Below are 19,670 nucleotides of genomic sequence, written 5' to 3'. Positions count from 1 at the left end.
AACCGATGCCTTTGAAGGCCGGACGGGAAGCCGGAATGAAGTGGCGGGCGCGGTTTTATCCTATGCAGTCTCGTTCAACCGTCACACCGCGACAGTCTCGTCTTCAACGGGCAAGGAATCCCTGAGCCGATGAACATGTTCGTGCTCGCGCTGATGTTGGGGATCACCCTCGTGTCCGTCGGGCTTTTCACGTATGCGCTGGTGCAAGGCAACGTACTGATGCTGACTGCGCTGATCGCCATCATCATGGTCGCCTTCTATCCATGGCACCATAGACGATAGAGAGCGGCGGGCTTCATTACTGGCGAAAATAGCCACCGTATCAAATATTGTCTTAGAACGACGGCGCCACCACGTCCCGCTGGACGAAAATTCTGCGACCGTCTACATCCGCGAATTCTATGCTGCGGCATCCACGCGAAGCCTTCCGACGGTGCAACGAGCCGCCCCACGATGTTGAACCTGCAGTTTCTAAGGTATCCGTTCCTGTTCGGCGTGCCTGTCATGAAAGACCTGGCCGGACTGCGCGGCCTGTTCACGCGGCCCTACCAGAACTGGCAACCGGGCACGCCGGTCGTGGGGCATATGCTCAGTCGCGATCCGATCATCTTCTGCTGCCAACCGCAGCCTTGGCCATTCGGCGCTGCCGATTACTTCGCGCGCCGGTTCGCGGACAAACCCCTGGTGTTCCTGGTGCCCATCACCATGAGCCTCGAGCGCCGGATATTTGCCATGTCCCTCGCCGTGCAGCATCGCCGCTTCGAAAAGCGGTATCCGCATGCGCGCATGATCATGTTGGCGAACACCCGGGATGAGGAACGGATTCTCCGTGGTCTCGGGGTCGCGGCGCAATTCGCGCCGCAGAACATGTTCGTCAACGAGACCATGTATCACCCGCTGCCGGGTCGCGAGCGGACGTTCGACGCGATCTATAATGCCCAGCTCGCGCCCTTCAAGCGGCATGATCTGGCCCGGCTCGTGCCGAGCTGTGCTTACGTGACGAAGATGTTCAGCTACTGGCCCGCACAACTCAAGCGTCAGCAACTCGACAAGTTCGTCCGCACGATGCCGCTTGGACACGCCATTCTGAACGACGTCGTCCCTGACGGCATCGTTCTGATGAGCCACGTCGCGGTCAACGAGGCCATGGCCTCGGCGCATGTGGGCCTCTGCCTCTCGAAGCTCGAAGGCGCGATGTATGCGAGCATCGAGTACCTGCTCGCCGGGTTGCCGGTCGTCTCCACCCGCAGCCGCGGGGGTCGCGATACGTTCTTCCATCCGGACACCACGCTGATCGTGGACGACGATCCCCGGGCCGTGCGGGACGGGGTGGCGGCCATGAAGAGCCGCAACATTCCACCGGACTACGTCAGGGCCACCACGATGAAGCTGGTGGCCGAGGAACGTACGCGCTTCAACGCCTTCATCTCCGGGTTGAGAAACGGTCACGGCGTCGATGTCGAGACCGGCTGGTCGTTCGATTATTATCACAAGCTCGCGCGATCCTCGGTGCTGTCCGATTTCGAAGCGCAGCTCGCGGCCGGCGCCTGACGGTCGCCGCACACCCGTAGCCCTATTCCGCCGAAAGCGGCGAAGGCCCCCGGTTCGGCGCGTCGCTGACGGCGGCGCGGGTTCCAGCGTTGGGAGACGGTACGTGCGCCCCCGCACAAGCTTGTGGGGTAGAGCCCCCGTGACGGCTGGCCTCGGTGCGCAACGTCTCCAAATGACAGCATCGACGGGCCGGGCCACGTGCCGGGCGCCGTCCGTTTGTCCTTGAAACAACGTGAGTCTCCCACATGACCACCCTGTCCGACCCGATCCGCATCGGCGCGATCGAGGCCAAGAACCGTGTCTTCATGGCGCCGCTTACCCGGGGCCGCGCCACCGCTCAGCATGTGCCGACCCCGATCATGGTGGACTATTACCGCCAGCGTGCCAGCGCCGGCCTCATCCTGACGGAGGCCACCGGGATCTCGCAGGAGGGTCTGGGATGGCCCTTCGCGCCGGGCATCTGGTCGGACGAGCAGGTCGAGGCCTGGAAGCCGATCGTCCGGGCCGTGCACGAGGCGGGCGGCAAGATCGTCTGCCAGCTCTGGCACATGGGTCGCATCGTTCACCCCGACTTCCTCGGGGGCGCCAAGCCGGTCTCGGCCTCGGCCACCACGGCGCCGGACGCCGCCCACACCTACGAGGGCAAGAAGCCCTACGCGGAAGCCCGGCCGCTGTCCGTCGACGAGATTCCGCGGCTGCTGGCCGATTATGATCGCGCCGCCCGCAACGCCATCGCGGCCGGGTTCGACGGCGTGCAGATCCATGCGGCGAACGGCTACCTTATCGACCAGTTTCTGCGCGACGGCTCGAATTTCCGGACCGACGCCTATGGCGGCTCCATCGAGAACCGCATCCGCCTGCTCACGGAGGTGACCCGGACGGTCGCCGACGCCGTCGGTCGAGACCGCACGGGCGTGCGCCTGTCGCCGAACGGGGCGATCCAGGGCGTCGACGATTCGAACCCCGAGGCCCTGTTCGGTGCCGCGGCGGCCGCCCTCTCGAAGATCGGTATTGCCTTCCTCGAGTTGCGCGAACCGGGCCCGAACGGCACCTTCGGCACCGCCAATCATCCGCCGATCGCCCCGACGATGAAGGCCGCGTTCGACGGCCCCTTGATCCTGAACTCGGATTACGACGGTCCCCGCGCGCAGACGGCGCTGGAGGAGGGACAGGCGGACGCCGTCGCGTTCGGACGCCCGTTCATCGCGAACCCGGACCTGCCCGAGCGTCTGGCCAAGCACGCGCCCCTGAACAAGGACGAGGCGAAGACCTGGTACAGCCAGGGCCCCGAGGGCTACGTCGACTACCCTGCTCTCGGCACGGCCAAGGCTGCGTGAGGACAGCGTGAGAATCGGCCGCCCCCCGGCGCCTCGGCATCGGAGGGCGGCCTGGCGCGCAGGGATTTGGCGCACATGGATGCAACAGGGACGTTCATCATACGTCACGATTGCGCGTTCCGGCGCTACCGCAGGTGCCGATGAGCACCTATGTGTGAGGATCGGCGGGGATCACGACGTTTGCCTTCGACCTTCACCTGCTCAGTCGCGACCACCGGATGGACCGAGGCGGAGCGGTTGGCGGAGTTGCACGGCCTCGGCCTGGAATCGGACGGGGGCGGCGCTCGCTACGACGACCTGACGCGCATTGCCGCCCTGGTCTGCGCGGCCCCGATCGCCCTGGTGAGCCTGGTCGAGCAGGACCGGCAATGGTTCCGCTCTCGCATCGGGTTCGAATTGCCCGAAACCCCGCGGGGGATGTCGATCTGCTCGCACGCGATCGAAGGCGGGGAACTCCTCGTCATCCCGGACCTGACCGAGGATCCCCGCACCCGCGACAACCCCCTCGTGACCGGCGAGCGGCGCCTGCGCTTCTACGCCGGGGCCATCATTAGGGCGCCGTCCGGGATGCCGCTCGGGACCCTCTGCGTCCTCGACCGGGAGGCACGTCCGGACGGACTGACCGCCGTCCAGACCGAGACCCTTGAGGCACTCGCCCGCCAGGTCTCGACGCTGATCGAGTTGACCCGGACCCGGAGCGAGGTCGATGCGCGCGAAGCAGATCTGGCGGCGAGCGAGCGCCGCTTCCGGGTGATGACCGCCGCCATGCCCCAGATGGTCTGGACCACGCTGCCGGACGGCTACCACGACTTCTACAACGACCGCTGGTACGCGTTCACCGGAGTTCCGTACGGCTCGACGGACGGCGAAGGCTGGAACGGCATGTTCCATCCCGAGGATCAGGAGCGGGCCTGGACCCGCTGGCGGCATAGCCTTGCCACCGGTGAGCCCTACGAGGTGGAGTACCGGCTACGCCACCATTCCGGTGCCTATCGCTGGACGCTGGGCCGCGCGATGCCGCTCTACGATGCGGACGGACGGATCGAGCGCTGGTTCGGCACCTGCACGGACATCGAGGATCTGAAGCGCGCCGAGGGCGAGGCGCGCAAGCTCGCCGCCATCGTCGAGCAATCCCAGGACTTCATCGGCATGGCCGACCCGGCGGGCTTCGTCCACCACATCAACGAGGCCGGGCGCCGACTCGTCGGGCTGCCCGACATCACGGCGGTCGCCGGCACCCACGTCACCGACTACTTCATGCCCGAGAGCCAGGCGGTGGTCACCGGCACGGTGCTGCCGGCGGTGGAGCGGCAGGGCTGGTGGGAGGGGGAACTCGCCTTCCGCCACTTCGCGACCGGGGAGGGGATCGCGGTCCTCTACAACATCTTCCCGGTGCGCGACGCCGACGGCGCCTTCGTAGGCTACGCCACGGTGACCCGCGACCTGCGCGAGCGCAAACGCGCGGAGGAGGCACGCGATCTCCTGATCAAGGAGCTGTCCCACCGCATCAAGAACATCTTCGCGGTGGTGGGCGGCATCGCGGGCCTTTCGGCGCGCACCGATCCGGCGGCCCGCCCCTTCGTCACTGCCTTCCGCGAGCGCCTCGGGGCCCTGGCGCAGGCCCATGAATACGTGCGGCCGCATTCGCCCGCGAGTGCACCGGCGGTGAAGGGCCAGACGCTGTTCGGCCTCATGCGGCTGATCATGGCCGCCTACACCCAGGATGGCCGCGAGCGCATCGTGATCTCGGGCGACGACGTCGCCGTGGGCGAGCGCACCGCGACGGCGCTCGCCCTGATCATGCACGAGCAAGCCACCAACGCGATGAAATATGGCGGCCTCTCCACGGAGGCCGGCAGCGTGCTGCTGACCGGTCGCCGGGAAGGGTCGACCTACACCCTGACCTGGGCTGAGCGCGGCGGCCCGACCGTCGCGGGCCCGCCGACCCGGCAGGGCTTCGGGACCGTGCTGGCCCAGCGCAGCGTGGCTGGCCAGCTCGACGGCGCCCTGGAGCAGGATTGGGCGCCGGGCGGCTTGGTGATGCGCCTCGTCGTCCCCGTGGATAACCTCGGCTCTTGATCCACCCCCGGTATCGGCTCGTCGCCTTCGACTTCGACGGCACCCTGGCCGACAGTTTTCCCTGGTTCACCTCCGTCATCAACGACGTGGCGGACCGGTACCGCTTCCGTCGCATCGCCGCGCACGAGACACACGCCCTGCGCGGGATGGATGCCCGCGGGATCGTCCGCCATCTCGGCATCCCGGCCTGGAAGCTGCCCTTCATCACCCGGCACATGCATCGGCTGGCGACGCAGGACATCGCCGCGATCCCGCCCTTTCCCGGCATCCCCGCGATGCTGGCGGACCTCGACGCCGCCGGCCTGCGCCTCGCGATCCTGAGTTCGAACCGCGAATCCAACATCCGCCAAGCCCTGGGTCCGGTGTCGGCCGGACGCTTCGACACCTATGCCTGCGGGGCTTCGCTGTTCGGCAAGGGCAAGCGCCTGCGCGCCCTGATCCGGGGGGCCGAGGTCGCGCCGTCCGAGGTGCTCTATGTCGGAGATGAACTTCGCGACCACGCGGCGGCGACCGAGGCGGGCTGCGATTTCGCTGCCGTGGCCTGGGGTTACACCCGCGCGGACGCCCTGGCGGCAGGCCGACCCGCCTGGCTGTTTCGAGAGCCCGGGGAGATCGCGGAAACCCTGGCACCCCGTGGTGACGGTGCCACAGCCCGCGAGGAACCGCGCGCGGAAACCCCGTGACGTCTTGCCGGATCGGTCCTACCGGCGGCACGTTGACCTCCGACGTCGGCCGAGCCGGGTTCGAGGGGTCCCCGCCATGGACAAATTGCTTTCGTCGAGCGCCGTCGGCGCCGTAGGCTCACCGGAGCGTGCCGTGACCGCGCGGCGGTCGCTGCGCGTCGCGCGGTCCCATCCGCTGGTGGCGAGCCTCGCGGGCGGACTCCAGGCGACCTACGCGGCCCAGCCGGAGGAGGCGGTGACGGAGCACTTCGCGAGCCTGCTTGCCCGCCTGGACCGCAGCAGCGCCGGGGGCCGCTAGGCCCTCAGGAACGCAGGCGCTCGCGGCGGCTCCGGGCCACCGCGCGGCGCAGGACCCGTGAGAGCTGCTCCACCGAATAGGGTTTGTGCAGCAATTCGAAGCCGTGGCTGCCCTCCTCGGCCAACACATGGCTGTAACCGGACGCCAGCACCACCGGCAGGTCGGGGCGGCGCTTGGCGATCTCCTTGGCGAGTTCGATCCCGTTCATGCCCGGCATGACCACGTCCGAGAACACCACCTCGAACCGGTAGGGAATCTTCTCGATCTGGCGCAGGGCATCGGCCGCGTTGGTAGCCCAGACCGTGTGATAGCCGAGTTCCGCCAGGGTCTGGGTGGCGAAACCACCGACCTCCGGGTTGTCCTCGACCACCAGCACGCAGGTGCCGTGCCCGTCGGTGAGTGGCTCGGCCTCCTCCGGCACCGGGTCGGCCGGAACCGCGTCCGCGATGCGCGGCAGATAGAGGGTGAAGGTGGCGCCCCGGCCGGGCACGCTTTCCGCGAGGACCTCCCCGCCCGATTGCTTGGCGAACCCGAAGACTTGGCTGAGGCCGAGGCCCGTGCCCTGGCCGACGCCCTTGGTGGTGTAGAAGGGCTCGAAGATCCGGTGCAGCGCCTCCGGCGCGATGCCGCCGCCCGTATCGGTGAGCGACACCGCCACGAAGGCGCCCATGCCGATCCCGAGGGGCGGGATGCCCTCCACCGGCCGGACCCGGATCGTCAGCCGTCCGTGTCCATCCATGGCGTCGCGCGCGTTCACCGCCATGTTGACGAGGGCCGTGTCGAACTGGCTCGGGTCGGCGTGGACGTAGGCGGGGGCGTCGGGAACCTCCAGCACGATCTCGATGCGGGCGCCCGTGAGGGTCCCCACCATCTCGCTGATCGCCGTGACGCTGGTGATGGCATTGAAGATCTCAGGCTTGAGGGCCTGGCGGCGGGCGAAGGCGAGGAGCTGGCCCGTGAGCTTGGCCGCGCGGGCCACCGTGTCGGAAATCGCGTCGACGTAGCGCGCGCGCCGCTCCTCGGGCAGGCCCGGCCGCTTCAGGAGGTCGGTTGAGGATTTGATTACGGTGAGCAGGTTGTTGAAATCGTGCGCGACGCCGCCGGTGAGCTGGCCCACGGCCTCCATCTTCTGAGCCTGTCGTAGGGCCTCCTGCGCTTGGTCGAGGGCGGCCTCCCGTGCCTTGTCCTCGGTGATGTCGCGCCCGCTGCAATAGGCGCGCCCGCCCTCCGGCACGGCCGTCCAGGAGATCCAGCGATAACGGCCGTCGCGGGTGCGGTAGCGGTTCTCGAAACGGAACACCGGCATGTTCGCGCGCAGCGCGTCGATGGCCTGACGACTCCGGCCCGCATCGTCGGGGTGGATCAGTTCGACCACGGAACGGCCCGCGACCTCCGATTCCGTCCAGCCAAGGATGATCTCCCAGGCGGGGTTCAGCCGCTCGAAGTAGCCGTCCGGGTGGAACACGCCGAGGAGGTCTGGGCTCACCTGCCAGGTCAGACCGCGCTCGTGCGAGCGCAGGATGACCTGGCGCTCGAGGTCGGCGTTGAGGAAGCGCAGCTCCGCCTCGTTCCGGCGCAGGGCGATCTCCGCGAGGGCGCGGTCGGTGACGTCGACCCCCTCGACGAAGACACCCGTGACGGTGCCGTCGTCGCCGAAGATCGGCTGGTAGACGAAATCGAGGTAGCGCTCGCTCTCCGGGCCGCCCGCCTCGACCTGAAGTGTGATCGGCGAGGCGGTGGCGGTGAAGGCCTCGCCGCTGCGATAGACGGTGTCGAGGAGGTCGAGGTAGCCCTGCGCGGCCGCGTCCGGCAGGGCCTCGGCCACCGTCCGACCGATCAGGGGGCGGTCGCCGACAAGGCGCAGATAAGCCGGGTTCGCGAGTTCGAACCGGTGCTGCGGCCCGCGCAGGACCGCCATGAAGCTCGGGGCCTGGGCGAAGAGCTGCTCCAGGCGGCGACGCTCGGCACTGGCCTCGCGTTCGGCCTGGAGCCGCCCCGTGGTCTCGGCGCAGGCGCAGAACATGCCGGCGACTTGGCCCTCATCGTCGCGGACCGGCGTGTAGCCGAATGAGAAGTACGTCTCCTCCGGGTAGCCGTTGCGGTGCATGATGAACGCGATGCCGTCCATATGCGTCGCTTCGCCCGCATAGGCTCGGGCCAGGATCGGCTCCACCTGATCCCAGATGTCGTGCCAGAGGTCGCGGAAGGAGCCCCCGAGGGCGGCGGGGTGGCGCGCCCCGCACATGGCCGCATATCCGTCGTTGTAGAGGGTGACGTAATCGGGGCCCCAGACGATCAGCATCGGCTGCTGCGAGCCCAGCATGACGCCCACGAGGGTCTTCAGGGCCTGGGGCCAGTGCGCCGGGGAGCGGAGGGGCGAGGTGGACCAATCGAAGGCGCGCAGCAGCGCTCCGGTCTCACCGCCCTCGATCAGGAATCCATCGCGCGACGGCATCGACGAGCATCCTGCACAGGCTTGCGCGACGGGGTCCGAGCCGCGTCGCGCCGCGGCATCCTCGGCCTGCCGCGCGCTTCATGGTGACGGGCCGCCATGCCGGGCGGCCCTCGGACGACCCGGACGGATCGCCCGGGCGAACCCACCGGCTACAGGCCGCGATTGGCGCCCGGAACGACGCTGGTGCCGGAGCCGCTGCCGAACGGCTCGTACTTGGTCAGGCCGCGGAAGAGCTGGCTGAGGAAGGCGCGGTCGGCGCCGCTGGTCGGGGTCGTGCGCTCAATGAAGTCGAACACCTTTCCGTCCTGGAGGCCGTAGAGCGCGACCCGCTCGACCTTGAAGGCGGAGGTGAAGTAGACGGCGGTGACCTTCTGGTCCTCGACCTGCTCGCCGAGGAACAGGACCGTGCGGCGCGTGTTCTGGCTGATGTAGTACCAGGACTTGTTGCCGACCGTGGAGACGGTGGAGGGCGTGCCCAGGATCTGAAGCACCTGCTCGGCGCTCATGCCGGGCTTCACCGTGGCCAGCGCCGCCTGGTCGATCTGGTAGCCGTGGCGAATGTCCTCGCCGATGCAGCCGGACACGCCGGCTCCGATCACGCCGAGGACGGCGAGGCGAGCGAGCGACGATACGAGACGGCGCGACATCGGCCACCCTTGAGCTTGCGAGGAACTGAACGCGTGCATGGCCCCGATTCCCACCCCGGCACCGAGGCCTTCGAAGAATCCCGATGGAGGTTGCACCTTGACCGTTCGCTGCCGTAACGCGGGGTTATGGTTTTGACAAGGCAAGCCCGGCCACAGCCGCCGGCCGACATTCCTCCCTCCACCGCGACGCGGGGAGGCGGCGCGTGATCGGCGGTCTCGTGGCGCGCCTGCGCGCCTGGGGCCGACCAGGCCCCCGCGAACGGCTGATCGAGACGCTGCACCTGCGCGTCAACGCGGCCGCGCGCCGGCCCGGCCTCTACACCGGGCTCGGGGTGCCCGACACGCTGGAGGGGCGCTTCGAATGCCTGATCCTGCACGTCATCCTGGTGCTGCGGCGCCTCAACCGGCTGCCGGCGCCGGCGGCGGACGTGGCGCAGGACCTCGTGAATTCGGTTTTCCTGCAGCTCGATTCGTCCTTGCGCGAATCCGGCATCGGCGATTTCGGCGTGCCGAAACGCATGAAGAAGCTCGGGGCCGCGTTCTACGGCCGGGCCGAGGGCTACGACGCGGCCCTCGATGCCGGCGATGCCGCCGCGCTCCGGGCGGTGCTCGCCCGCAACGTCCTCGGGCTCGCCGCGCCGGAGGCCGCCACGCATCTGACCGACTACGTCCTGGCCGCCGCCGAAGCCCTGGCACGGGCCGACCTGGACGACCTCATCGGGGAAGGCCCGCGCTTCCCGGACCCCGAAGCCTTCTTCGCGGATACCCAAGCCTTCGCCGCTACTCTGAACGAGCCCGGCGCAACACCGACACGGACGACACCATGACCCGCCTGGATGAAACCGGCCCCCTCTCGCGGATCGTCAGCGTCGACCGGCTCCGGCGCAGTGACGGACACCTGACCGTGACCGCGAGCCCCGAGGAATGTGCGGCGCTCGCGCGGGATTTCGCGATTCCGGCCATCCGCGATCTCGTCGGCACCTACGAGACCAGCGGACCGCCCTCGGCCTTCCGGGTGCGCGGCACCGTGAGGGCGACCGTCACGCAGGTCTGCTCGGTGAGCCTCGACCCCTTCGACGGGCCGGTCTCCGAACCCGTCGACCTGCTGTTCGCCGATACGGACCGGCTCCAGGGCACCGATGCGGAGGACGCCGACGTCCCCGACCCGATCATCGGCGGCAAGATCGACTTCGGCACCATCACGGCGGAATTTTTGGCGCTGGGCCTCGATCCCTATCCGCGCAAGCCGGGGGTCAGCTTCGAGCCGCACGTGGAGGACACGGACGTGCCCCCGCTCGCCGCCCTCGGCGCCCTGAAGCCGGCCAACGACTGACGCCGTCCGGACCGATCCGGCGCCGGCTTTGGCCGTCGAGCTCAGATTTCGTTTGCCCGCCCGGCCTCAATCGTTATTTTCCGCCGCGCCGGGCACGGGGCCGGCGGTTTCTCGCGCCCCCGCCCATCCTCGGCCCTTCCAGAAAGGGCCGTTCCCACCCGCGACCAGAGGCCACCGGCCACCCGACATGTCCCAGAGAGTGTGCATCTCGCTCGACGCCATGGGCGGCGACCACGGCCCCACGACGGTGGTGCCGGGCGCTGCCATCGCCCGCGAGCGCCATCCCGAGATGACGTTCCTGATATTCGGGGACGAGGCGATCCTGACGCCACTGGTGGCGGCGGAGCCGCGCCTGAAGGGCGCCGTCGAGATCCGTCACACGACGGTGTCGATCGCCATGGACGACAAGCCGAGCCAGGCCGTGCGCTCGGGGCGCGGCAAGTCCTCGATGTGGCGCGCCATTCAGGCGGTGAAGGATGGCGAGGCGGATGCCGCCGTCTCGGCGGGCAACACCGGCGCCCTGATGGCGATGTCGAAGATCTGCCTCAAGACATTGGCGGGCATCGAGCGCCCGGCCATCGCCTGCCTCTGGCCCACCGTGCGGGGCGAGAGCGTGGTGCTCGATGTCGGCGCCACCATCGGCACCGATGCCGAGCACCTCGTCGAGATGGCGGTGATGGGCGCGGCCATGGCCCGGATCGTGTTCGACATCGACCGGCCTACGGTGGGCCTCCTCAACGTCGGCACCGAGGAGATGAAGGGCAACGAGGCAGTGAAGGAAGCCGCCCGGACCCTGCGGGAGACCGACCTACCGAACCTCGCTTATCACGGCTTCGTCGAGGGCAACGACCTCGGTAAGGGCACGGTGGACGTCGTGGTCACGGAAGGATTCACCGGCAACATCGCCCTGAAGACCGCGGAGGGGACGGCCAAGCAGATCGGCAGTTACCTGCGCGCCGCCATGAGCCGGACGCTCTCCGCCAAGATCGGCTACTTCTTCGCCCGCCACGCCTTCAAGGCGCTGCGGGAGAAGATGAACCCGAGCCGGGCCAACGGGGGCGTGTTCCTCGGCCTCGAAGGCATCGTGATCAAGAGCCACGGCTCCGAGGACGAGCACGGTTTCGCGGCGGCCGTCGACCTCGCCCACGACATGGCCCGTCACGACCTCATGCGGACCATTCGCGACATGCTCGACCTGACGCCGGCGACCGCCTCGTCGTGAGTGGGGTGGGACGAAAGAAGGACGGCCCCATGACGGTCTTTTCCAGATGACGGTCTTCTCAAATCCGGTGCGGCGCTCGGTGGTGATCGGCTGCGGCTCGGCCCTGCCGGCCCGGTGCGTGACGAACGACGAGCTCAGCCGCACCGTCGACACCTCGGACGACTGGATCGTGCAGCGCACCGGCATCCGCCAGCGCTACCTCGCGGATGCCGGCGAGACGACCTCGGTCCTCGGGGCCCGTGCCGCCCGGGCCGCCCTCGACGCGGCGGGCCTCACCGCCGACGACATCGACCTGATCATCTGCGCGACCTCGACGCCGGACCACACCTTTCCCTCCACCGCCACCGAGATCCAGGCGGCACTCGGCATGCGCGGGGGCTTCGCCTTCGACGTGCAGGCGGTCTGCGCCGGCTTCGTCTACGCCGTCACAACCGCGGACAAGTTCCTGAGCACGGGAAGCGCCCGGCGCGCCCTCGTCATCGGCGCCGAAACCTTCTCGCGTATCCTCGACTGGGAGGACCGCACCACCTGCGTGCTGTTCGGCGACGGCGCCGGCGCCATCGTGCTGGAGGCGCAGGACGGGGCGGGCACGAGCGCCGACCGCGGCGTGCTCACCGCGAGCCTACGCTCGGACGGGCGCCACCGCGACAAGCTCTACGTCGACGGCGGCCCGGGCTCGACCGGGACCACGGGTCACCTGCGCATGACCGGCAAGGAGGTGTTCCGCTTCGCGGTCGGCTCCGTGACCGACGTGATCGACGAGGCCTTCCGGGCCTCCGGCACCACAGCCGACGACCTCGCCTGGTTCGTGCCACACCAGGCCAACCGCCGGATCATCGAGGCCTCCGCCGACAAGCTCGGCATCGCCCGCGAGAAGGTGGTGCTCACCGTGGACCGGCACGGCAATACCTCAGCGGCCTCGATTCCCCTCGCCCTCGACGTCGCCTGCAAGGACGGGCGCATCCGGGCCGGCGACCTCGTCATGATCGAGGCGATCGGCGGGGGATTCACCTGGGGTGCCGCACTGATCCGTTGGTAGGCCTAGCCGGCTCAAAGGAGCCGATCGACGGAGGTGATCCCCTCGGTAATGCCGACGCAGTGTTGACCCCGGCGTGAACGCCGATTAGCGTGCGCGATCATAGAGATACTAAGAAAACTCAAATCGCCTTGGGGAATGTCGCATGACGGGAAAGACGGTCACACGCGCCGATTTGAGCGAGGCCGTCTACCAGCAGGTCGGCCTGTCGCGGACCGAGTCCTCCGCCCTCGTCGAGACCGTGCTTTCCGAGATCTGCGCCTGTCTCGCGAGCGGTGAGACGGTGAAACTGTCCTCGTTCGGCTCCTTCGTGGTGCGCAGCAAGGGCCGCCGGGTCGGGCGCAACCCGAAGACCGGCGTCGAGGTCGCGATCGAGCCGCGGCAGGTCATGGTGTTCAAGCCCTCGAACGTGCTGAAGGCGCGGATCAACGGCCTGAACGGCGCCGCCGAACACGACGACGATTGAGGCGTCCGATGTCCCTCGCGATCCGGACCGACGCGGTGACGCCCGACCCCGGCCCAGGGGCGACACCCGCGCGGGACGTGCCGGAAAAGAGCGCGAGTGCCTTTCGCACCATCAAGGAAGCCGCCGACGAACTCGCCGTGCCCCAGCACGTCCTGCGCTTCTGGGAGACGCGCTTCAGCCAGGTCCGCCCGGTCAAGCGCGCCGGCGGGCGGCGCTACTACCGGCCCGAGGACGTCGACCTCCTGAAGGGCATCCGGCACCTGCTGCACGGGCAGGGCTACACGATCAAGGGCGCCCAGCGCGTGCTGCGCGAGCGCGGCCTGCGCTTCGTACAGTCGGTCGGGCGTGGCGAGGTCGAGGTAGCCGCCCCCTCCGCACAGGATGCGGAGAGCGTGGCCGAAGCCCGGCCCGACCCCGAAACTCGGCCCACCGGGGATGCGGCGAGCCTCGCGCCGGAAACCCGGAGCATGCTGGAAGACGCCCTCGACGACCTGCGGGCCTGCGCCGCCGCCATTGCGCGCCTGCGAGTGCCGCCGGAGCCGGCCGCCGAAGGCTGAGCGCCACCGGACCGCGCTTCGGCGGGGCCGTGACCACTCGACGGGCGCATGCCCCATCCCCACATCCGCCGGACACGGGCCACGTCCGCTCCCCCGGGGCGGGCCGCCCGATGTCATCGGAGTTCGTCCTGCATGTTGCTCGCCCGTTCCGTCACCCTCCTCGCCGCCGGCATCCTCCTCACGGGGCCGGCCCTGGCCCAGACCACGGTCACGCGCAGCGAGACCGCCGCCAGCGGCAAGAGCGTGCGCCTCGTCATCGTGCCGAACCTCAAGAAGGATTGCTCGACGGGCCCGATGCCCGAAATCCGGGTCAACGGCGCCCCGAAGAACGGCTCGCTCATCACCAAGGTCGGCAAGCTCAAGACCCCGGCCAAGTTCCGCTGCCCTAACAAGGACGCGGCGGTGCAGGCGGTGTTCTACCAGAGCAAGGACGGGTTCACCGGCAGCGACGAGGTGACGGTGGACGTCAAGGATTCGGACGGCAACGTCCAGACCCAGACCATCAAGATCACGGTCGGCGCGGGCAAGCCGGACGCCAAGCCGGATGCGGCGAAGTCCGGCGCCACCGACCTCTGAGGCCTGGACGCCGAGCCCCTTCCGCCCCGAGGTCACGAACCGGACCGGCGGCGGAAGGGGCGGCAAGGGGAGGGCTGCATTGGGAGGGCTGCACGGGGAGGGCTGCACGGGGAGGGCTGCCGGCGCCGGGTGTTGCACTGTGGCACGCATCACACGCCCAAATTTCGTCCGCATCGCGCTGCGACAAAACTGGGCCTGTCAGTTGCATCCAAGCCGAGACAGGATGAAGCTGTCGCTGTCGTGAGGGGATCGGAAAGCCTATGCCGTCGACGAACGACCTGTTCCAGAGCTTCGCCCGTGGCTACGAGGCGCGTCGCGATACGGAGATGAGCCTCTCCGAATATCTCGAGGCCTGCCGCGACGAACCGTTGATGTACGCCTCCGCCGCTGAGCGCATCCTCGAGGCGATCGGCAAACCCGAGTTCGTGGACACCGCGAAGGACGCGCGCCTGGGGCGCGTGTTCATGAACCGCACCATCCGGATCTACCCCGCCTTCGCCGAATTCTACGGCATGGAGGAGACGATCGAGCGCATCGTCTCGTTCTTCCGCCACGCGGCGCAGGGGCTGGAGGAGCGCAAGCAGATCCTCTATCTGCTCGGCCCCGTCGGCGGCGGCAAGTCCTCCCTGGCCGAGCGCCTCAAGGCCCTGATGGAGACCCACCCCATCTACGTGCTCAAGGCCGGCAACGAGGTCTCCCCGGTCTTCGAGAGCCCGCTCGGACTGTTCGACCCCGAGACGATGGGGGCTGAGATCCAGGAGCGCTACGGCATCCCGCGGCGCCGCCTCACCGGGCTGATGAGCCCCTGGGCCCTGAAGCGCCTCGACGAATTCAACGGCGACATCTCGAAGCTCAAGGTCATCAAGGTCCGGCCCTCGCGCCTGCGCCAGATCGCCATCGCCAAGACCGAGCCCGGCGACGAGAACAACCAGGACATCTCCAGCCTCGTCGGCAAGGTCGACATCCGGCGTCTGGAAACCCTCTCCCAGGCGGACCCCGACGCCTATTCCTACTCGGGCGGCCTCAACCGGGCGAACCAGGGCGTTCTCGAATTCGTCGAGATGTTCAAAGCGCCGATCAAGATGCTGCACCCCCTGCTCACCGCGACGCAGGAGGGCAACTACGTCGGCACCGAGAATATCGGCGCGATTCCCTTCACGGGCGTGATCCTGGCCCACTCGAACGAGTCCGAGTGGCAGACCTTCAAGACCAACAAGAACAACGAAGCGTTCATTGATCGCATCTACGTGATCAAGGTGCCGTACTGCCTGCGGGTGACCGAAGAACAGCGCATCTATGAGAAGCTTGTTTCGGGCTCCGAATTGTCCGACGCCGCCTGCGCGCCCGGCACCCTGGAAATGCTGGCCCGCTTCTCGGTGCTCTCGCGCCTGCGCGAGCACGCCAATTCCAACGCCTTCTCGAAGATGCGCGTCTACGACGGTGAATCCTTGCGCGAGGTCGATCCCCGCGCACGCTCGATGCAGGAATACAAGGACGCCGCCGGCGTCGACGAGGGCATGGACGGGATCTCCACCCGCTTCGCCTTCAAGGTGATGGCGGCGACCTTCAACCACGACACCACGGAGGTCTCGGCCGATCCGGTCCACCTCATGTACGTGCTGGAACAGGCCCTGCGGCGCGAGCAGCTGCCGCCCGAGACCGAGAAGCGCTACCTGGAATTCATCAAGACTGAGTTGGCGCCGCGCTACGCGGAGTTCATCGGTCACGAGATCCAGAAGGCCTACCTCGAATCCTACCACGATTACGGCCAGAACCTGTTCGACCGCTACATCGACTATGCCGACGCTTGGATCGAGGACCAGGACTTCAAGGATTCCGAGACCGGCCAGCTCCTCAACCGCGAACTCCTGAACCAGGAGCTGACCAAGATCGAGAAGCCGGCGGGCATCGCCAATCCGAAGGATTTTCGGAACGAGGTGGTGAAGTTCGCCCTGCGTTCCCGGGCGCAGCATGGCGGCCGTAACCCATCGTGGACGTCCTACGAGAAGTTGCGCGAAGTCATCGAACGGCGGATGTTCTCTCAGGTCGAGGAACTCCTGCCGGTGATCTCCTTCGGCTCCAAGAAGGACGGCGAGACCGAGAAGAAGCACGGCGAGTTCGTCGACCGGATGGTAGCCCGCGGCTACACCGAGCGGCAGGTCCGCCGGCTCGTCGAATGGTACATGCGGGTGAAGCAGGCCGGGTAGGGCGTAGAAAAGCCCATCCCACGGGTGAAGGGGCGACCATTCCGGTGGCCGCCCCGGCCAGTCGATCCCACATCGATCTTGAGGGCGAAGGCACACACACCGGATGCACATCGTCGACCGTCGTCTGAACCCCGGGGGCAAGAGCCTCGCGAACCGACAGCGCTTCCTGCGCCGCGTCAAGGACGTGGCCCAGCGCGCCGTGCGCGAATCCGCGCGGGAGAAGGACATCAAGGATCTCGGCAAGGACGGCCGGGTCACCGTGCCGGCCGATGGCGTCCGCGAGCCGCGTTTCGCCCGCCAGTCCGGCACCGGACTGCACGACCACATCCTGCCCGGCAACAAGACCTACGTGGAGGGCGACCGCATCGAGCGTCCGCCCTCGGGGGGCGGCGGCAAGGGCTCGGGCGAGGGCGGGGAGGGCTCCGAGAACAGCGAGGACGCTTTCCGTTTCGTGCTCACCCGCGACGAGTTCCTCGAACTCTTCCTCGAAGACCTCGAACTGCCGGATCTCGCCAAGCGCCGGCTCTCCGTGGTGGAGACGGAAGGGCTACGCCGGGCCGGCTACACGATCTCGGGTTCGCCGGCCAACCTCGCCCTGACGCGAACCCTGCGCAATTCCATGTCGCGCCGCATCGCACTGAAGCGGCCCAAACCCGACGAGATCGCGGCGCTCGAGGCGCGCATCGCCGCAACACCGTCCAGCGACCCCGACCTGCCGGACCTGCTGCTGACGCTCTCGGCACTGCGTGAGCGCACCAAACGCATTCCGTACGTCGATCCCCTCGACCTGCGCTATCGCCGCTTTGAGACCTATCCGCGTCCGGTGGCGCAGGCGGTGATGTTCTGCCTCATGGACGTCTCGGGCTCGATGACCGAGCACATGAAGGACCTCGCCAAGCGCTTTTACATCCTGCTGCACATCTTCCTGACCCGGCGCTACCGGCACGTGGAGATCGTCTTCATCCGCCACACCGACAAGGCGACGGAGGTAGACGAGGAGACGTTCTTTGGCTCCCGCGAGACCGGCGGCACTCTGGTCTCCTCGGCGCTCGTCGAGATGAAGCGCGTCATCGCCGAGCGCTACGACCCCAACGACTGGAACATCTACGCCGCGCAGGCCTCCGACGGCGACAACGTCTCCAGCGACGGCCCGACCTCGACGGAATTGCTGCGCGCCCACATCCTCCCGGCCTGCCAGCACTTCGCCTACCTGGAGGTGGGCGACGAGAACGGCCCGCGGGCCGGCTTCGTCGAGCACCGCACCACCCTGTGGCGGACCTACGAGGGCCTGGCGAAGACGGGCGCGCCCATCGCCATGCGCAAGGTCAACCACCGCCGCGACATCTACCCGGTGTTCCGCGAGCTGTTCGGGCGCAAGGACGCCCGGGCGGAAGCCGAGGCCTGAGGCCTCGCGCACCGCAGCACGGAACGCGTCGGACACGGACCCTTCGAGGAAGGCGTACATCGTATGGTCGGCAGCATCATCCGCCCCACGCCCCAGCGGATCTCCGGGGGCCAGGAGCCGCTCTTCACGGGCAACGACTGGGACTTCGACACGATCCGGCGCATCCACGACGCCTGCGAGGTCGAGGCGCGGGCACTCGGCCTGTCCTGGTACCCCAACCAGATCGAGATCATCACGGCCGAGCAGATGCTCGACGCCTACGCGTCGATCGGCATGCCGCTGTTCTACAAGCACTGGTCCTTCGGCAAGCACTTCGCCCAGCACGAGGCCGGCTACCGGCGCGGCATGATGGGTCTGGCCTACGAGATCGTCATCAATTCGGACCCGTGCATCTCCTACATCATGGAGGAGAACACCGCGACGATGCAGACGCTGGTCATCGCGCATGCGGCCTTCGGGCATAACCACTTCTTCAAGAACAACTACCTGTTCAAGCAGTGGACCGACGCGGAGGGGATTCTCGACTACCTCGACTTCGCCAAGGGCTTCATCTCGCGCTGCGAGGAGCGCCACGGCCACGCCGCCGTCGAGGCGGTGCTGGATGCCGCCCACGCCCTGATGAGCCAGGGCGTCCACCGCTACCCGCGCAAGAAGCGGCCGGATCTGGCCTCCGAGCAGCGCCGCGAGCGCGAGAGGGCCGAGCACGGCGAGCAGATCTACAACGACCTCTGGCGCACCCTGCCGCAGAAGGTGGCCGGCGCCCGGCCCGACCTCGCCGCGGAGCGGCGCAAGGCGCTCCTCGAACTGCCGCAGGAGAACATCCTCTACTTCTTGGAGAAGGCAGCCCCCCGCCTGCGGCCCTGGCAGCGCGAGATCCTGCGCATCGTGCGCCTCGTGGCGCAGTATTTCTATCCGCAGCGCCAGACCAAGGTGATGAACGAGGGCTGCGCCACTTACTGCCACTACCGCATCATGAACGCCCTCTCCGAGAAGGGCCTGATCGGCGAGGCCGCCTACCTCGAATTCCTGCAGTCGCACACCAATGTCGTGCGCCAGCCGAACTACAACGAGCGGGGCTACAACGGGCACAACCCTTATGCCATCGGCTTTGCCATGATGCAGGACATCGCCCGCATCGTGGAACAACCGACGCCGGAGGACCGGGCCTGGTTCCCCGAGATCGCCGGCACCGGCGACGCCATGGCCACCTTACGCGACGTCTGGGCGAACTACCGCGACGAAAGCTTTGTCGCTCAGTTCCTCTCGCCCAAGCTGATGCGCGACATGCGCCTGTTCCACGTGGTCGACGATCCCGACGAATCGGAACTCTACGTCGAGGCGATCCACGACGAGCGCGGCTACCGCAAGATGCGCCGCTCGTTCGCGCGCCAATACGACGTCGCCTGGCTCGACCCGGACATCGAGGTGGTGGACGTGGATCTCACGGGTGACCGCCGCCTGATCGTGCATCACCGCGCGTTGAACCGCATCACCCTGCAGAAGGACGATGCCCGCAGGGTTCTCCAGCACCTCGCCGACCTCTGGGGCTACGATGCGGTGCTGAAGGAGATCGATCCGGCCAACGACGCGGTGCTGGCCGAGCACCACGCCACCGCACGTCCGATCTTCTTCTGAGCGAATTTGTGAGCGGACCCGGATTGGCGCGGCGCCGCTCCGGGTTTAGCCTGCGGCCATGACGAACGACGATCTGCGCGAATCGCGCGCCGCCCTCATCCTCCTGGCCCTCGCGGTGAGCTCAGTGCTGATCTTCGGAGCCGTCACCATCCTGATCCAGATCTGAAGCGCCGCGCGGCGCTT

Annotated in this window: 18 protein-coding genes; 16 read left to right on the top strand and 2 right to left on the bottom strand. The window is 68.0% G+C overall.

The window, feature by feature from the left end:
* The first annotated feature begins 129 nt into the window (after nucleotides 1-129).
* From MFF30_RS07540 to MFF30_RS07515, 6 genes are all read left to right on the top strand, one after another.
* Nucleotides 130-282, top strand: coding sequence for a hypothetical protein (locus MFF30_RS07540; RefSeq protein WP_238278342.1), 153 nt, complete (start codon nucleotides 130-132; stop codon nucleotides 280-282).
* Between the two features lie 171 nt (nucleotides 283-453).
* On the top strand, nucleotides 454-1,551 hold the full coding sequence (locus tag MFF30_RS07535) for a glycosyltransferase (protein ID WP_238278341.1): 1,098 nt from the start codon (nucleotides 454-456) through the stop codon (nucleotides 1,549-1,551).
* A gap of 245 nt (nucleotides 1,552-1,796) precedes the next feature.
* Nucleotides 1,797-2,888: an alkene reductase gene (locus tag MFF30_RS07530; protein ID WP_238278339.1), complete on the top strand. Its 1,092-nt coding sequence runs from the start codon at nucleotides 1,797-1,799 to the stop codon at nucleotides 2,886-2,888.
* 180 nt (nucleotides 2,889-3,068) lie between these two features.
* Nucleotides 3,069-4,967, top strand: coding sequence for a PAS domain S-box protein (locus MFF30_RS07525; RefSeq protein ID WP_238278337.1), 1,899 nt, complete (start codon nucleotides 3,069-3,071; stop codon nucleotides 4,965-4,967).
* On the top strand, nucleotides 4,964-5,650 hold the full coding sequence (locus MFF30_RS07520; protein WP_373320864.1) for an HAD hydrolase-like protein: 687 nt from the start codon (nucleotides 4,964-4,966) through the stop codon (nucleotides 5,648-5,650). The genes MFF30_RS07525 and MFF30_RS07520 overlap by 4 nt, the downstream gene beginning before the upstream one ends.
* Nucleotides 5,651-5,783: 133 nt before the next feature.
* Nucleotides 5,784-5,948, top strand: coding sequence for a hypothetical protein (locus MFF30_RS07515; protein ID WP_238278335.1), 165 nt, complete (start codon nucleotides 5,784-5,786; stop codon nucleotides 5,946-5,948).
* A 4-nt stretch (nucleotides 5,949-5,952) separates the two neighbouring features.
* Here the strand turns inward: MFF30_RS07515 and MFF30_RS07510 are convergent, their stop codons facing one another.
* Both MFF30_RS07510 and MFF30_RS07505 read right to left on the bottom strand, forming a co-directional pair.
* Entirely contained in the window at nucleotides 5,953-8,403 is a 2,451-nt protein-coding gene (locus MFF30_RS07510) for a PAS domain-containing protein (RefSeq protein ID WP_238278333.1), read from the bottom strand.
* Between the two features lie 149 nt (nucleotides 8,404-8,552).
* A complete protein-coding gene (locus MFF30_RS07505) occupies nucleotides 8,553-9,050 on the bottom strand; it encodes an outer membrane protein assembly factor BamE (RefSeq protein ID WP_238278361.1) in 498 nt (165 codons plus the stop codon).
* A 203-nt stretch (nucleotides 9,051-9,253) separates the two neighbouring features.
* On the opposite strand from MFF30_RS07505, the gene MFF30_RS07500 reads away from it, so the two are divergent.
* The 10 genes from MFF30_RS07500 to MFF30_RS07455 all read left to right on the top strand — a co-directional run bounded on the left by MFF30_RS07500 (nucleotide 9,254) and on the right by MFF30_RS07455 (nucleotide 19,487).
* Complete coding sequence (locus MFF30_RS07500; RefSeq protein WP_238278332.1) at nucleotides 9,254-9,877, top strand: ubiquinol-cytochrome C chaperone family protein; 624 nt, start codon at nucleotides 9,254-9,256, stop codon at nucleotides 9,875-9,877.
* Nucleotides 9,874-10,383 carry a YceD family protein gene (locus MFF30_RS07495; protein WP_238278330.1) on the top strand — a complete coding sequence of 170 codons (510 nt, stop codon included), beginning with the start codon at nucleotides 9,874-9,876 and terminating at the stop codon, nucleotides 10,381-10,383. Before MFF30_RS07500 ends, MFF30_RS07495 begins: the two co-directional genes overlap by 4 nt.
* Before the next feature lie 187 nt (nucleotides 10,384-10,570).
* Nucleotides 10,571-11,605, top strand: coding sequence for a phosphate acyltransferase PlsX (gene plsX, locus MFF30_RS07490; protein ID WP_238278328.1), 1,035 nt, complete (start codon nucleotides 10,571-10,573; stop codon nucleotides 11,603-11,605).
* 46 nt (nucleotides 11,606-11,651) lie between these two features.
* Nucleotides 11,652-12,644 carry a beta-ketoacyl-ACP synthase III gene (locus tag MFF30_RS07485; protein WP_238278325.1) on the top strand — a complete coding sequence of 331 codons (993 nt, stop codon included), beginning with the start codon at nucleotides 11,652-11,654 and terminating at the stop codon, nucleotides 12,642-12,644.
* 142 nt (nucleotides 12,645-12,786) lie between these two features.
* Entirely contained in the window at nucleotides 12,787-13,107 is a 321-nt protein-coding gene (locus tag MFF30_RS07480) for an integration host factor subunit alpha (RefSeq protein ID WP_238278323.1), read from the top strand.
* An 8-nt stretch (nucleotides 13,108-13,115) separates the two neighbouring features.
* Nucleotides 13,116-13,664: a MerR family transcriptional regulator gene (locus MFF30_RS07475; RefSeq protein ID WP_238278320.1), complete on the top strand. Its 549-nt coding sequence runs from the start codon at nucleotides 13,116-13,118 to the stop codon at nucleotides 13,662-13,664.
* A gap of 132 nt (nucleotides 13,665-13,796) precedes the next feature.
* Nucleotides 13,797-14,240: a 4-aminobutyrate aminotransferase gene (locus MFF30_RS07470; RefSeq protein ID WP_238278318.1), complete on the top strand. Its 444-nt coding sequence runs from the start codon at nucleotides 13,797-13,799 to the stop codon at nucleotides 14,238-14,240.
* Nucleotides 14,241-14,500: 260 nt separating this feature from the next.
* Nucleotides 14,501-16,447: a PrkA family serine protein kinase gene (locus tag MFF30_RS07465; RefSeq protein ID WP_238278316.1), complete on the top strand. Its 1,947-nt coding sequence runs from the start codon at nucleotides 14,501-14,503 to the stop codon at nucleotides 16,445-16,447.
* Nucleotides 16,448-16,550: 103 nt separating this feature from the next.
* Nucleotides 16,551-17,852 carry a YeaH/YhbH family protein gene (locus tag MFF30_RS07460; protein ID WP_238278314.1) on the top strand — a complete coding sequence of 434 codons (1,302 nt, stop codon included), beginning with the start codon at nucleotides 16,551-16,553 and terminating at the stop codon, nucleotides 17,850-17,852.
* A gap of 63 nt (nucleotides 17,853-17,915) precedes the next feature.
* Complete coding sequence (locus MFF30_RS07455; protein WP_238278312.1) at nucleotides 17,916-19,487, top strand: SpoVR family protein; 1,572 nt, start codon at nucleotides 17,916-17,918, stop codon at nucleotides 19,485-19,487.
* Nucleotides 19,488-19,670: the final 183 nt, after the last annotated feature.

Source organism: Methylobacterium goesingense, from assembly GCF_022179225.1.
GTDB classification, from domain to species: domain Bacteria; phylum Pseudomonadota; class Alphaproteobacteria; order Rhizobiales; family Beijerinckiaceae; genus Methylobacterium; species Methylobacterium goesingense.
Note: the sequence above shows the minus strand (reverse complement) of the source record. Positions and strands in the feature narration are given on the sequence as shown.

What these genes read in the sequence shown, in the direction of transcription:
- MFF30_RS07480 (WP_238278323.1), top strand. Translation starts at nt 12,787, where the DNA reads ATGACGGGAAAGACGGTCACACGCGCCGATTTGAGCGAGGCCGTCTAC.
- MFF30_RS07470 (WP_238278318.1), top strand. Translation starts at nt 13,797, where the DNA reads ATGTTGCTCGCCCGTTCCGTCACCCTCCTCGCCGCCGGCATCCTCCTC.
- MFF30_RS07460 (WP_238278314.1), top strand. Translation starts at nt 16,551, where the DNA reads ATGCACATCGTCGACCGTCGTCTGAACCCCGGGGGCAAGAGCCTCGCG.
- plsX (WP_238278328.1), top strand. Translation starts at nt 10,571, where the DNA reads ATGTCCCAGAGAGTGTGCATCTCGCTCGACGCCATGGGCGGCGACCAC.
- MFF30_RS07530 (WP_238278339.1), top strand. Translation starts at nt 1,797, where the DNA reads ATGACCACCCTGTCCGACCCGATCCGCATCGGCGCGATCGAGGCCAAG.
- MFF30_RS07535 (WP_238278341.1), top strand. Translation starts at nt 454, where the DNA reads ATGTTGAACCTGCAGTTTCTAAGGTATCCGTTCCTGTTCGGCGTGCCT.
- MFF30_RS07540 (WP_238278342.1), top strand. Translation starts at nt 130, where the DNA reads ATGAACATGTTCGTGCTCGCGCTGATGTTGGGGATCACCCTCGTGTCC.
- MFF30_RS07495 (WP_238278330.1), top strand. Translation starts at nt 9,874, where the DNA reads ATGACCCGCCTGGATGAAACCGGCCCCCTCTCGCGGATCGTCAGCGTC.
- MFF30_RS07475 (WP_238278320.1), top strand. Translation starts at nt 13,116, where the DNA reads ATGTCCCTCGCGATCCGGACCGACGCGGTGACGCCCGACCCCGGCCCA.
- MFF30_RS07465 (WP_238278316.1), top strand. Translation starts at nt 14,501, where the DNA reads ATGCCGTCGACGAACGACCTGTTCCAGAGCTTCGCCCGTGGCTACGAG.
- MFF30_RS07510 (WP_238278333.1), bottom strand. Translation starts at nt 8,403, where the DNA reads ATGCCGTCGCGCGATGGATTCCTGATCGAGGGCGGTGAGACCGGAGCG.
- MFF30_RS07505 (WP_238278361.1), bottom strand. Translation starts at nt 9,050, where the DNA reads ATGTCGCGCCGTCTCGTATCGTCGCTCGCTCGCCTCGCCGTCCTCGGC.
- MFF30_RS07455 (WP_238278312.1), top strand. Translation starts at nt 17,916, where the DNA reads ATGGTCGGCAGCATCATCCGCCCCACGCCCCAGCGGATCTCCGGGGGC.
- MFF30_RS07485 (WP_238278325.1), top strand. Translation starts at nt 11,652, where the DNA reads ATGACGGTCTTCTCAAATCCGGTGCGGCGCTCGGTGGTGATCGGCTGC.